Below are 12,565 nucleotides of genomic sequence, written 5' to 3'. Positions count from 1 at the left end.
GCTTCATCATGGTTCGGCCATATCTTCCGCTGAACGCCTTCCGGGCTTTCGAAGCGTCTGCGCGGCATCTGAGCTTCACCAAGGCGGCGATCGAGCTCAACGTCACGCAGGCGGCCGTCAGCCATCAGGTGATCGCTCTTGAGGCGCAGCTCGGGGTAACGCTGTTTCGGCGGCTGCCGCGCGGGCTGATGATCACGGCTGAGGGCGACAGCCTGCTGCCGGTGCTGCGCGACAGCTTCGACCGCATGGCAGGCGCTGTCGAGCGGTTGCGCGACGGGCATGTGCGCGAGGTGCTGACGGTCGGCGCGGTCGGGACTTTCGCCGTCGGCTGGCTGTTGCCGCGCTTGCCGTCTTTTCAGGAGCGCTATCCCTATGTCGACCTCAGGCTTTCCACCAACAACAACCGGGTGGATTTGGCGGCCGAAGGGCTCGATCTCGCCATCCGCTTCGGCGGTGGGGCGTGGCATGCGACGGAGGCGACGCGGCTCTTCGAGGCGCCACTGTCGGTGCTCTGCAGGCCCGATCTCGCGGAAGCGCTGAAACGGCCCGAAGACCTTGTGGGCAAGGTGCTCCTGCGCTCCTATCGGCCGGACGAGTGGACGCGGTGGTTCGAGGCTGCCGGCGTTTCGCATCCGGGGCTGATTCAGAAGAGCATCGTCTTCGACGCCTCGCTGGCGATGATGGAGGCGATCCAGCAGGGGATCGGCGTCGGGCTTGCGCCGCCGAAGATGTTCGAGCGCTATTTGGCGTCCGGCCTTGTGGCGCAGCCGTTCTCCATCATTGTGTCGATGGGCAGCTACTGGCTGACGCGGCTGCACTCGCGCCCTGTGACGCCCGCGATGGCGGCGTTCTCGCAGTGGATCACGTCGATGATTGCACAAAGTGATGAGGCAGGATGTTAGGGAAATAACAGAAGTTTTGCTGAACGGTCTGGAAGCGTTTTCGAAATGCGCTAAGTTGGGTGTGTCGAAGTGAAACGGAATCGTTAATCGTTCTCCGCTCCAGTCCGACACAAGCATGACCGCCTAGCTTTGTCCCATCGCCGGATGTTAGCGGCACAAGAGGGGACAATGACATGTCGAACGAAATCGAGCGCTTTTTCGAACAGCAGGACGAAGCCACCAAGGTGGCGATCATCGAAAGCCGTGGCGACGAGTTGACCGACATGCTGGTATCCGCGCTCGAAGACGCGCTTTCCATCCTCCACGGCGAAATGCAGCCCGAAACATTGCACTAATCGTTGACGCCTCGATCGAGGCGGGCACAACTGCCTGAGGCCTGGCTTGGCGCATCCCGTTGCATTGGACAGCTTCATTGCGGGCTATTCCTGGGATCGCGATCCCGTGGGGCGGTCGCCGTCCGAGGTGTTTCGCCTGGAGCGCGCAGATGCGCCCGCGCTCTATCTGAAGCGCGAGGCGCGGAGCGCCTATGGCGAGTTGGCGGGTGAGGCGGCGCGCTTGCGGTGGCTTTCCGGCCAGGGGATGCCGTGCCCCGATATCATCGCCTCCACCACCGATGATGACTATGATTGGCTGCTGATGAGCGCCTTGCCGGGCCGCGATCTCGCTTCGGATTCGGCTGTTGATGCCGAGGCGAGGGTGGTCATGCTGGCCTCGGCGTTGCGCGCGCTGCACTCCCTCGACATCGCCTCATGCCCCTTCGATCACCGCTGGTCGAAACGGCTTGCCGTTGCCGAGCGGCGTATGCGGGCCGGGCTGGTCGATGAAGAGGATTTCGACGAGGCGCGGCTTGGGCGCAGCGCCGCCGATCTCTATACGGAGCTTTGCCAGATGCCTGCAGGCGAAGAGGATCTGGTCGTCACCCATGGTGACGCCTGCCTGCCGAACTTCGTTGCATCAGGTGATGCCTTCACCGGCTATATCGATTGCGGCCGGCTTGGCGTTGCCGATCGCTACCAGGATATCGCGCTCGCCTGCCGCAGCATCGCCGCGAATTTCGGTGAGGCGTTCCTCGAGTTGTTTTGCCAGAACTACGGCATCGCTTCGCTGGATGCTGATAAATTGCTGCGATATCAGATGCTTGACGAGTTCTTCTGACGGGTTGATTCAGGGCCGATGAAGGCGCCGGCGCGGTTCGATCACCGCAAGTTTACGCCGATTTTGCTGCAAATGAGCGCGGTGCTCCCCATATCGATGTCATGAACATCCAAGGAGCCGCCAATGTCCGCCCAGCCGATGAAGATCCCCGGTCCGGATCATCCGATTAAGATTACGCCCAATCCTAAGCGTGTGATGGTCAAATGGAATGGCCGCGTGATTGCCGATAGCCACAAGGCATTTACGTTGAAAGAGGCGAGCTATCCCGCCGTCTTATATATCCCTCGCAGTGACGTGGATATGCCGTTGCTGACCCACAGCACGCACAAGAGCTTTTGCCCCTACAAGGGCGAGGCGTCCTATTACAGCATCGCGTCGGACGGCGAGCGTTCGGAAAACGCTATCTGGAGCTATGAAGATCCCTCGGATGCCGTCAGCGAGATCAAAGGCTATGTCGCCTTCTACCCTGATCGCGTCGATTCCATCGAGGAACTGACGATCTAGGGGAGGCGAGACGCCGACGGCTTAGGAGACGTGGGTTCGGCGATCGGTCGCTGCAAACCTGTCTCTGAAAAATCAAGGATCGGTCCGGCAGGGAAACCGGACCAATCCCCGTAACTGATCGGAGGTCAATCGGATCAGAAAAGGCAAACTTGTGAAAGGTGCCCCGGCCTAGACCGGGGCGCCGATAGTCAGATTAGAAAGCGCGCTGCAGGCGGAAGAAGCCCTTGGTTACGCTGTCTTCGTGGTCAACGTCGGTGTAGTCGACGGTAGCCTTGGCGTAGAGGTTGTCTACGATCTGGTAGTCAACGGTTACGCCGACCTTCCAAGCGTCGTTAGACGAGAAGTCGGTGTTCGTTGCGTTGTGGCCGTAGTTGCCGAAGTACTGAGCCATCGGGGTGATGGTCCACTTGTCGGTAACCTTTGCTGCGTATTCAGCAGCAACGGTCCACTCGGACTCGTCGTAGTAGCTGTTGATGCCGGTTGCATAAACAGCAGCCAGGCCGAGCGTGCCAGGTCCGATGTCAGCGAAGAGCATGCCACGGATGGCGCCTTCTTCGTTTTCCTTGTCGTAGGAACCGATGAGCTGGTAGGATACTACGCCAGCCTTGCCGCCGATTGCAGCAGCTACGCCGAAGTTGTTGCTGCCGCTGCGGCTGGCCGGGTCGCCGAACCGATCAACAGCACCCTTTTCAGCGCCGTCTTCCAGTTCGTCGATCGAAATGCCAGCGTAGAAGTCGCCGGATTCGTACTGGTAACGAATGGAGTTGTGCAGGGTCTGGTAGCTGGACAGAACGTCCGGCTCGCCGCTCAAATCGTCATCCCACCAGCTGTAGAACAGACCAGCGCGCAGGCCAGCGATGTCGATGTAAGCAGAGTCCAGGGTGGAGCTCGTCGAGGAGTTGTCGCCGTTGTTACGGAGAACGATAACGCCGGTGAGCGGGCCGTACTCGGTGTCGCTCTTGGCAGTGAACTGAACCTGGGCGCGCGTACGAGCGTTCCAGTCAGACGAACCCTTCTGGTTCGGGCCGCCGTATACTTCAAAACGCAGGTAACCGCCGACCTTGAGGCAGGTTTCGGTGCCCGGGATGTAGAAGTAGCCGGTGCCGTAAGCGTCGCAGACGCGAACGTATTCTACTGCTTCAGGCTCAGCTGCGACGATGGCGTCGGCAGCGAAGACGGGGGACGCGGCGGCAGCGAGAGCTGCTGCGGACGTCAGCATAACCATCCGAATGTTCATTTGAAATCCATTTCCTTCTAGAAGAGACCGTCGCCACACACTGGGAGGTGATAGGCAACCGTTCCGGTAAACAGCCTTTCGGCACGCGGATCAGCGAACCGCTGCATCTCTTCTCTCATTACTCATTAAATCTATCAATTCGGATGGTCAGGAAATCGTTGTTTATGAAACTTGTTATGTCTGAATTGTGATTAATTTGCCACAATATCAAATACTTAGGCATATAGACGCAGTGCCCCGGCGGCTGCGGAGCAACATGATATCAAAGCCATTTCGGGTGCCGTGGAGCACGATGCGGTCGCCAAGCAGACACATTGGCGTCAATGTCGGCGAGATAATGTGGCGCTGCAGCAAATTGAAGAGGGTTCGCTGGAACGCTATGTTCCAAATTTGGAACGAAACTATTCAGGCGGCGGTTGGCATCCTTGAACAAGGGGCGTATGCGACTTGCTGAGGGTCGCACTTTAGCATCCCTTTGTAAAAGGAATCCCTAATGCCGGCGACCGAAACCATCTTCCCGGATATGAACGATTTTGCTTATTTTGCAGCGGTTGTGCGCTATGGCGGCTTCTCCGCGGCGGGGCGCGTACTGGGTTTGCCGAAGTCGAAACTCAGCCGGCACATCAACGCGCTGGAAGATCGGCTGGGGGTCCGTTTGATCGAAAGAACGGTGCACCGGTTCCGTGTGACCGAAATTGGTCAATCACTATATGTTTACTGCGAGAACATGATCCGTGAAGCGGAACGCGCCACCAAGGCTGTTGCCGATGTCAACGGTGAACCGCAGGGGACGATCAGGCTTAGCGTTCCAACGGGGCTGCTCGAGGGATCGCTCGGTGCGATCTTTCCCGAGTTTCTGCTGCTTCATCCAAAGATCCAGTTGCAGATTCTCGCCACCGACCAGCGGGTCGACATCATCAACGACCGACTCGATCTCGCCATCAGGGCGCAATTGACCGAAGAGACCGACGCCGAACTGACGATGCGCGTCTTGAGCAAGGTCGACCTCATCCTTGTCGCCAACAAGGATATGGCGGCGCGGCTGCCAAAGGGGGAGGGCATAGAATCGCTTGAAGGTGTGCCGACCGTTTCGTTTACAAGCGGCATGGCCGAGTGGCGCGAGGTCGACGTCTGGGACTTCACCGGCCCCGATGGTGCGCTGCACAGGCACGAGCATCGACCGCGCATGAGCTGTCGCAGCGTGCCTGCCGTTTTGGAAGCCATCCATGCTGGCGTGGGCGTCGGGCTTCTTCCCGATATCGTTTGCGCCGAAGGGCTGCGGCACGGAACGCTGGTGCGCCTGCTGCCTGACTATCAGATGTCCCAGGCCACCATCTATCTGGTGTTCACGGCATCGCGCGGCTTGCCGACGGCAGTGCGCACGCTTGTCGATTTTCTCGTCGAACGCTTCCGAACGTTCAACGTTGCCGCCGAGGGTGATCGCGCGGGTACAGCGTAAGTCTGTCTTTCTCGGCGTGCCGGACATCTTGTCCAGCAGACATGGCGCCTATCTTGAAAGAGGTGTCGGTTCGAGCGCGCCTCGTTCGTCCTTGAAGCGATGCCAACGTTCAAGGGAGAGAGACCATGTCCTATGTCGACGGTTTTATCGTTGCCGTGCCGAAGAAGAATATCGAGGCCTACAAGGCGCTCTCGGCCAAGGCCGGCGCTGTCTGGAAGTCACATGGCGCGAAGGATTATGTCGAATGCGTCGCGGACGACGTGCCCTATGGCGAGTTGACGTCGTTTCCGCGTGCGGTTCAGGCAACCGATGACGAAGTCGTGGTGTTCTCGTGGATCACTTACGATTCGCGCGAGCAGCGCGATGAGATCAATGCGAAGGTCATGGCGGATCCTGAACTGCAAGTCACCGGATGCCTTGATATCTTCGATGGCAAGCGGATGATCTATGGCGGCTTCGTTCCGCTGCTTTGGCTTTGACGCGAACCGATCACCGGCATTGACATGTCGGCGGGTGCGCGCGACCTCTGGGTGAAGTCTCATCGTCCGGAGGTGCACCCCCATGCCACAAAAGATTCTCAGCCTGCAGACCCGCGGGCAGGGCCTTTATGAGTTTACCGATCAGATCGCTGCCTTCGTGCGCGCCGCCAATATCGAATCCGGACTGCTTACCGTCTTCGTGCGGCACACATCCTGCTCGCTGCTGATCCAGGAGAATGCCGACCCGGATGTGCGCACCGATCTCAACGGGTTCTTTCGCCGCCTCGTGCCGCCATCGTCCGATCCGTCGATGCGCTGGATCGTCCACACGATGGAGGGGCCGGATGACATGCCCGCCCATATCAAGGCGGCGCTGACGCAGGTCTCGATCGGGATTCCCGTCATGGACGGGCGGCTTGTTCTCGGCACCTGGCAGGGGATCTATCTGTTCGAACATCGCGAAACTCCGCACCGGCGCGAAGTCGTGCTGCATCTCGGCAACTGAACCAAATGTGAACGGCCGGTTCGAACATCGTTCATTTTCAGGCGTTTATCGTTTGTCCAATCCCGCAAGGGAGACCATCGATAACAAATGAAAGCATGAACATGACCCATTTTATCGCCAAAGCTTCGTTCGCCGCCATCCTTGCCATTGCGTCCATCCCCGCGACGTTCTCGGTTGCGTCAGCCGCCAGCCCCGAGCGTGCGTCGGTCATCGACATTCAGTACCATCGCCCCGCTCCGCCGCGTGCATGCTCGCCGATCCGGGCTGTCGAGAAGGCGCGTTATGCCGGTCTGCGCAATGCGCGCGTCACCGATATCACGCCGCGCCGGGTCGTCGTTTCCGGTCGGGGCTATCGCGGCCATTGGGACCGCATGTTCTTCGCGAACGTTCGCGGTTGCCCCGAAATTCGTCGCTGATCCGCCGCTAATCGGCTTGAGCCACAATAGGAACTGCACCGCCTTGGCCGCGCCATTTTCAGCCTGCTTTGTGCGAATCGCATAACAATGCGTTTATCCGGGAGGGCCGTTCTTGTGACGGGCCAAGAGAATCGAAAAAGGAGCGCGGTCGCGACCGCGTGATATGGAGATTTCGATGATGCAGTTTCTGACCAAGGCGGGGATTGCCCTGGTACTGGGCGCCGGCACGCTTGCCGGCGCTACGGTCCCGGCCTCCGCTCAGGTGGACATCTATATAGACGGCGGTCGTCCGCCACCGCCTCCAGGCTACGGGCGCCCACCACCGCCCCCAGGTTATGGCCGTCCGCCGCCGCCGCCGGTTTATGGCCGCCCACCGCCGCCACCCCCGTATGGCGGCCGGCCGCGTGGTTGCGATCCGCGTCTGGCTGAAGACAAGGCGATGGATTACGGCTTCCGCCGTGCCCGTGTGGTCGATATCACGCCGCGCCGGGTCATCGTGCAGGGCTTCACGCGTCGTGGACCCGACGAGATCACCTTCGGCAACGTTCGCGGTTGCCCGGTCCTGCGCTGACAGGCCGGTTCCAATAGTTTGAAATGAAACCACCCCTGCCTGCGTGGAGACGCGGACAGGGGTGGTTTCGTTCTGGGGTGATGTTTCTGCTGCCGCCGCGGCGGTCAGGCCTTGGGCGCGTTCGCGGCTTCGCCGGCGGCCGAGGTCGCAAGCGGCGCCTGGCTGTCGGAGGAGACGACGGATGTCGGCAGCGGCGTGCCGCGCTTGCGTTCGCGCGCCAGCGTCAGGAGGCCGGAGCAGATGATCAGCAAGATACCGCCGGCCATCGGCAGATCGACTGAGTCGTCGAAAATCAGGTAGCCGAAGGCGATCGCCCACAGCATCTGGCTGTATTGCGGCGGTGCCACGAGGTTGGCGGGCGCGATACGCGCGGCGGTCATCAACAGCACGTTGCCGGCGGCGCCGAGCAGGCCGTAGCTTGCGATGAACAGCCACTGCCGTGGTGTCGGCATGACGAACTGCGAGGCCATCAGGATGCCGCTGACGATGATGGTGCCGAGCAGGGCGGCGCCGTAAAGCGACAGGCGCTTTTCGGCCGGACCCATTTTTCTCAGAACAACGATCGAGATCGCCGCCGTCAGGCCGCCGATTGCCGCGGCAAGATGGCCGACCGAGAGTTCGCGGAAGCCGGGACGCAGCACCACCAGAACGCCGAGGAAGCCGACGATAACGGCGGCCCAACGCTGCCAGCGAACGTCTTCCTTGAGGAAAATGACGGACAGGATCGTCACGAAGGAGGGTAGCAGGAAGAGCAGGCAGAAGGCTTCCGCCATGGGCAGCAGCGTGAAGGTGATGATCGAGGCGATCGCGCCGATCGCGCCGCAGACGAAGCGTACGAGCCAGAGCGCGCGGTTGGTCGAGCGAACGACATCCAGCCAGGAGTCTTCCTTGGCCTTGATGAAGGGCAGGGCGGCGGTGCCGAACAGGGCGCCTATGAAGGCGATCTCGTAGGACGGGATGCTGCCGTGGAGGATCTTGATCGAAGCGTCGCTGAACGCGAATACGGCATAGGCGGCAAACGCGATGAGAACGCCGCGCGCAGGCGAATGGGGAGCAGTCATGGGAGCAGAATCAGCTTGCAGAGAGAGTGGGGCGCCGGAGCATCTTTACCGGCCACGGGCGGTATAGTTCAGAATGCTGCCCTGCACAATTGCCGAGAAAGCCGCTTCGCCTTTAAAGCAAGCGGTGTGATGGCGGCGCCACGCCGCACCAGACGTGGCGGCGATCCGCCACCACGTTTCGTCAATGGAACCTGCTCAGTTGGTGCCGCGTCGGAGCGCCGGCCCATAGTCGCGGTAGATGCTGAGGCAATCGGTGTAGCTCAGCGATTCGTTGGCGCCGTAGATCACATGCGCGCTCGATGCATTGGTCGACGCTTCCTCGGACACGAAGAGGATGGCTTCGCCGAGCGATTTGCCTGTTATCGGCGCGTCGGTGCCATCGTCGAGCGTTATTCCTTTTATGACTGCGGCAATCTCGCGGTGGCTGAAAACTGCCTGTCTGTCTTCCGGTGTCATTGCCTTTACCTCGAACTGAAAATGGATGGTTCTATCGGTGCCGGCCGAAAACTGCGCCGACGGTCGCGCGATGCCATCGCCTTGCGGGTTCGATGGCAGGCAGACGTGCGCTAGCACGGCCTTTTCGCGTCTGTATTCGTCGACCGAATGTCGCCGGCGGCCGCCAGCGTCGGATATCCGATCGACATATTATGGACATATGGCCCGATCGCCGCCGGACAAGATCGCTTCTTTCAATCCCCTGTGAATTTAAAAGGAGCCGGCGTGAATTCGCTCAGTGATTGCGGGCGAAGGCTGTCCGGCTGCGAATTGGCAAGTGACGGGCGGATCGCTATATCAGGCCTCAACAAGTGCAACGCACTGCTGGAAGGTGAACGGACATGTTTCAAACGGCGAAGATCGATCAGGCCGACAAGAAGGAATTCTATCGCGAGCTCGCGCAGCAGCTGACCGGGTTGCTTCACGGCGAGCGCGATGTGATCGCCAACGCGGCCAATACCTCGGCGCTGATGTTCGAGATGATGCCGGAGCTCAACTGGGCGGGTTTCTATTTCCTGAAATCGAAGGACGAGCTGGTGCTCGGTCCGTTCCAGGGGCGCACCGCCTGCGTGAGGATCGCCGTCGGGCGCGGCGTCTGCGGGACCGCTGTCGCAAAGGGCCAATCGATCCTCGTCGAGGACGTTCATGCCTTTCCCGGCCATATCGCCTGCGACGCTGCCTCGCGCTCTGAGCTGGTCGTGCCGCTCAGCCACAATGGCGAGATCCTCGGCGTCATCGATCTCGACAGCCCGATCCCTTCGCGCTTCGATGCGGATGATCAGGCGGGGATCGAGGCGTTGGCCGAGATTTTCGTCAAGGCCAGTTACTGACGTCAATTCCATTCAGTGAACGAGAAGAGGCTGCGCCCGGACAGAGCGCAGCCTCTTTTGTTTATCCTGTCACTCAGGACTTCTTCTTCTTGGCCTCATCGTCGATCAGCTCGTACCACATGGCGTTGAGGACGGCGAAGGCGGCCGCGAGCGGCAGGCCAAGGATCCATGCGAAATACCACATCCTATTTCTCCTTCAGTATGCGTGACCGCTTTTGTCGGTGATCTGCTTTTCGTCGACCTTGCCCCAGAGCACTTTGTAGACCCAGGCTGTGTAGGCCAGGATGATCGGGAGGAAGATCGAGGTGACGACGAGCATGATGAACAGCGTCAGGTGGCTCGACGATGCATCCCAGACCGTCAGGCTCGACTTCGGATCGAGCGAGGAGGGCAGGATGAAGGGAAACATCGAGACGCCAACGGTCGAGATGATGCCGAAGATCGACAGCTTGCTGAAGAGCAGCGTACCGACCTCCAGCCTGGCGCGGATGGCGATCAGGGTGGCGAGGGCACCGGCGAAGCCGGCGACCGGGGCAATCATCATCCAGGGATAGGTACCGTAGTTGGCGAGCCACGAGCCCTCATGCGCCGCTGTCTTCAGAAGCGGGTTCGAGGGGCCGTCGGTGACGATGGCGCTCGAGATTGTGTAGCCGTTGACACCAAGCGCCAGGAAGACGCCGCCTAGCGCGAAGAGCACGATGACGAGGATGGCGGCGATGCTGCCATAGGTGCGCGCACGCTCCGCCACAGGACCGCTCGACTTCAGTACCAGCCAGGCGGCGCCGTGCATGCTGAGCATCGCGACGGAGAGCAGGCCACAGAGCAGGGCATAGGGGTTGAGCAGGCCGATGAAGGTGCCCTCGTAGAAGATGCGCATGTCGGCCGGATCGAAGCGGAAGGGTACGCCCTGCAGCACGTTGCCGACGGCGACGCCGAAGATCAGCGACGGAACGAAGCCGCCAATGAAAAGCGCGAGATCCCAATTGCCACGCCAGCGGGCGCTCTCACGCTTTGAGCGGTATTTGAAGGCGACCGGCCGCAGGATGAGCGCAAGCAGGATGGCGAACATCGCGAGATAGAAGCCGGAGAACGAGACCGCGTAGAGCGGCGGCCAGGCGGCGAAGACGGCGCCGCCGCCGAGGATCAGCCAGACCTGGTTTCCTTCCCAGACGGGGCCGATCGTGTTGATTGCGACGCGCCGCTCCGTATCCGTTTTGGCGACGAAGGGGAGCAGCATGCCGACGCCGAGATCGAAGCCATCGGTGACGGCGAAGCCGATGAGGAGGACGCCGAGGAGCAGCCACCAGATGAGGCGCAGGGTTTCATAGTCGATAAGTTCGTGCAGGATCATGATCAATCACTCCGCGGCAGGAACGAGGGTTTCGGAAATCAGCTCGGCTTCCGGTTCGTTGTCCGGTTCCGGGCCTTTCTTGATGGCCTTCACCATCAGCGTCATCTCGATGATGATCAGCACCGTGTAGAGCGCCGCGAAGCCGAGGATGGTCAGCAGTACGGTGCTGGCGCCGAGACTGGAGACGGCGGCGGCCGTCGGCAGCACGCCTTCGATGATCCAGGGCTGGCGTCCGACCTCGGCAACCACCCAGCCGAACTCGATGGCGACGAAGGGCAGCGGGATCGCCAGGACGGCGACGCGCAGCAGCCAGGGATGCGCGTCGAGGCGGCGGCGGGCCGAGAGCCAGAAGAAGGTCGCCGTCAAGAGGATGAAGAACACGCCGAGCCCGACCATGATGCGGAACGACCAGAATAGGGTCGGTACATGCGGGATGGTGTCGCGGGCGGCCTGGTCGATCTGCTGATCGGTCGCGGTGCGGGGATCGTCGACATAGCGCTTCAGGAGCAGGGCGTAGCCGAGCTGGTGGCCGAGATCCTCGAATGCGCTCTTGGTTTCCGCCGTGATCTTTTCAGGCGAGCCGGCGGCGCGGATCTGCATCAGCGCGTCATAGGCCTTGATGCCTTCGCGGATGCGGGTCTTTGCGTGTTCCTCGAGTTCGTTGATCCCGGGGATGACGGTATCCAGCGAGCGGGTGCCGATCAGGCCCATGACCCAGGGGATATGGACGGCGAAGTGGGTCTCGCGCGCCTGTTGATCAGGAAAGCCGATGGCGGTGAAGGGGGCCGGTGCCGGCTCCGTTTCCCACATGGCTTCGATGGCGGCGAGCTTCATCTTCTGGTTTTCGGTTGCGAGATAGCCGCTTTCGTCACCGAGCACGACGACCGAGAGCGCGGAAGCCAGGCCGAAGGAGGCGGCGACCGTCATCGAGCGCTTGGCAATCTCGATGTGCCGGCCCTTCAGCAGATACCAGGCCGAGACGCCGAGCACGAAGATGGAGGCACAGACGTAGCCGGCCGATACCGTGTGGACGAACTTCGCCTGGGCGACCGGGTTGAAGACCACGTCGAAGAAGCTGGTCACTTCCATGCGCATGGTCTGCGGGTTGAGCGCCGATCCCACCGGGTTCTGCATCCAGCCGTTGGCAACGAGAATCCAGAGCGCGGAGAAGTTCGATCCCAGCGCCACGCACCATGTCGCCACGAGGTGACCGACCTTGGACAGCTTGTCCCAGCCGAAGAAGAACAGGCCGACGAAGGTGGCTTCGAGGAAGAAGGCCATCAGCCCTTCGATCGCCAGGGGCGCGCCGAAGATGTCGCCGACATAGTAGCTGTAGTAGCTCCAGTTCATGCCGAACTGGAATTCCATGACGATGCCGGTGGCGACGCCGATGGCGAAGTTGATGCCGAAGAGGACGCCCCAGAACTTCGTCATCTGCCGCCAGATCTGGCGGCCGGTCATGACGTAGACGGTCTCCATGATGGCGAGCAGCACGGCGAGGCCGAGTGTCAGCGGTACGAACAGGAAGTGATAGAGCGCTGTCAGCGCGAATTGAAAACGCGATAAGTCGACAATGTCTAGTTCCATAGTCTTTCTCCCA

Annotated in this window: 16 protein-coding genes; 10 read left to right on the top strand and 6 right to left on the bottom strand. The window is 60.9% G+C overall.

The window, feature by feature from the left end; genetic code table 11:
* Positions 1–8 precede the first annotated feature (8 nt).
* From QTL96_RS04770 to QTL96_RS04755, 4 genes are all read left to right on the top strand, one after another.
* Entirely contained in the window at positions 9–902 is an 894-nt protein-coding gene (locus QTL96_RS04770; RefSeq protein WP_289726871.1) for a LysR family transcriptional regulator, read from the top strand.
* A gap of 173 nt (positions 903–1,075) precedes the next feature.
* Entirely contained in the window at positions 1,076–1,237 is a 162-nt protein-coding gene (locus tag QTL96_RS04765) for a hypothetical protein (RefSeq protein ID WP_018897457.1), read from the top strand.
* 46 nt (positions 1,238–1,283) lie between these two features.
* Positions 1,284–2,057 carry an APH(3') family aminoglycoside O-phosphotransferase gene (locus QTL96_RS04760; protein ID WP_289726870.1) on the top strand — a complete coding sequence of 258 codons (774 nt, stop codon included), beginning with the start codon at positions 1,284–1,286 and terminating at the stop codon, positions 2,055–2,057.
* 123 nt (positions 2,058–2,180) lie between these two features.
* A complete protein-coding gene (locus QTL96_RS04755; RefSeq protein WP_289726869.1) occupies positions 2,181–2,561 on the top strand; it encodes a DUF427 domain-containing protein in 381 nt (126 codons plus the stop codon).
* Positions 2,562–2,754: 193 nt separating this feature from the next.
* On the opposite strand, the gene QTL96_RS04750 is transcribed toward QTL96_RS04755, so the two are convergent.
* Positions 2,755–3,798, bottom strand: coding sequence for a porin (locus QTL96_RS04750; protein ID WP_289726868.1), 1,044 nt, complete (start codon positions 3,796–3,798; stop codon positions 2,755–2,757).
* Between the two features lie 493 nt (positions 3,799–4,291).
* Between QTL96_RS04750 and QTL96_RS04745 the strand changes: the two genes are divergently transcribed.
* The 5 genes from QTL96_RS04745 (at position 4,292) to QTL96_RS04725 (ending at position 7,228) form a co-directional block, all read left to right on the top strand.
* On the top strand, positions 4,292–5,257 hold the full coding sequence (locus QTL96_RS04745) for a LysR substrate-binding domain-containing protein (RefSeq protein ID WP_112944368.1): 966 nt from the start codon (positions 4,292–4,294) through the stop codon (positions 5,255–5,257).
* Between the two features lie 125 nt (positions 5,258–5,382).
* Positions 5,383–5,736, top strand: coding sequence for a DUF1428 family protein (locus QTL96_RS04740; protein ID WP_289726867.1), 354 nt, complete (start codon positions 5,383–5,385; stop codon positions 5,734–5,736).
* A gap of 82 nt (positions 5,737–5,818) precedes the next feature.
* Positions 5,819–6,241, top strand: coding sequence for a secondary thiamine-phosphate synthase enzyme YjbQ (locus tag QTL96_RS04735; protein WP_289726866.1), 423 nt, complete (start codon positions 5,819–5,821; stop codon positions 6,239–6,241).
* 101 nt (positions 6,242–6,342) lie between these two features.
* The gene (locus QTL96_RS04730; protein ID WP_113197391.1) at positions 6,343–6,657 is read left to right on the top strand and encodes a hypothetical protein; all 315 of its coding nucleotides are present in this window, start codon (positions 6,343–6,345) and stop codon (positions 6,655–6,657) included.
* Positions 6,658–6,832: 175 nt separating this feature from the next.
* Entirely contained in the window at positions 6,833–7,228 is a 396-nt protein-coding gene (locus QTL96_RS04725; protein ID WP_113010478.1) for a hypothetical protein, read from the top strand.
* Between the two features lie 104 nt (positions 7,229–7,332).
* On the opposite strand, the gene QTL96_RS04720 is transcribed toward QTL96_RS04725, so the two are convergent.
* Together QTL96_RS04720 and QTL96_RS04715 are read right to left on the bottom strand one after the other, a co-directional pair.
* The gene (locus QTL96_RS04720) at positions 7,333–8,289 is read right to left on the bottom strand and encodes a DMT family transporter (protein WP_289726865.1); all 957 of its coding nucleotides are present in this window, start codon (positions 8,287–8,289) and stop codon (positions 7,333–7,335) included.
* A gap of 195 nt (positions 8,290–8,484) precedes the next feature.
* Positions 8,485–8,862: a hypothetical protein gene (locus tag QTL96_RS04715; protein WP_289726864.1), complete on the bottom strand. Its 378-nt coding sequence runs from the start codon at positions 8,860–8,862 to the stop codon at positions 8,485–8,487.
* Positions 8,863–9,125: 263 nt separating this feature from the next.
* On the opposite strand from QTL96_RS04715, the gene QTL96_RS04710 reads away from it, so the two are divergent.
* Positions 9,126–9,614 (top strand): GAF domain-containing protein, encoded by a 489-nt coding sequence (locus QTL96_RS04710; RefSeq protein WP_289726863.1) that lies wholly within the window; start codon positions 9,126–9,128, stop codon positions 9,612–9,614.
* A 73-nt stretch (positions 9,615–9,687) separates the two neighbouring features.
* Here the strand turns inward: QTL96_RS04710 and cydX are convergent, their stop codons facing one another.
* From cydX to QTL96_RS04695, 3 genes are read right to left on the bottom strand one after another with little or no spacing between them, the layout of a single operon-like run.
* On the bottom strand, positions 9,688–9,798 hold the full coding sequence (gene cydX, locus QTL96_RS04705; RefSeq protein ID WP_018897469.1) for a cytochrome bd-I oxidase subunit CydX: 111 nt from the start codon (positions 9,796–9,798) through the stop codon (positions 9,688–9,690).
* A 12-nt stretch (positions 9,799–9,810) separates the two neighbouring features.
* Positions 9,811–10,965 (bottom strand): cytochrome d ubiquinol oxidase subunit II, encoded by a 1,155-nt coding sequence (gene cydB, locus QTL96_RS04700; protein WP_289726862.1) that lies wholly within the window; start codon positions 10,963–10,965, stop codon positions 9,811–9,813.
* Positions 10,966–10,971: 6 nt separating this feature from the next.
* Positions 10,972–12,552: a cytochrome ubiquinol oxidase subunit I gene (locus QTL96_RS04695; protein WP_289726861.1), complete on the bottom strand. Its 1,581-nt coding sequence runs from the start codon at positions 12,550–12,552 to the stop codon at positions 10,972–10,974.
* Between the last annotated feature and the right edge of the window lie 13 nt (positions 12,553–12,565).

This window comes from Rhizobium sp. S163 (genome assembly GCF_030380805.1).
In the GTDB taxonomy this organism is placed as follows: domain Bacteria; phylum Pseudomonadota; class Alphaproteobacteria; order Rhizobiales; family Rhizobiaceae; genus Rhizobium.
The sequence above is the reverse complement of the archived record's forward strand: the minus strand, read 5'-3'. Positions and strand labels throughout refer to the sequence as shown.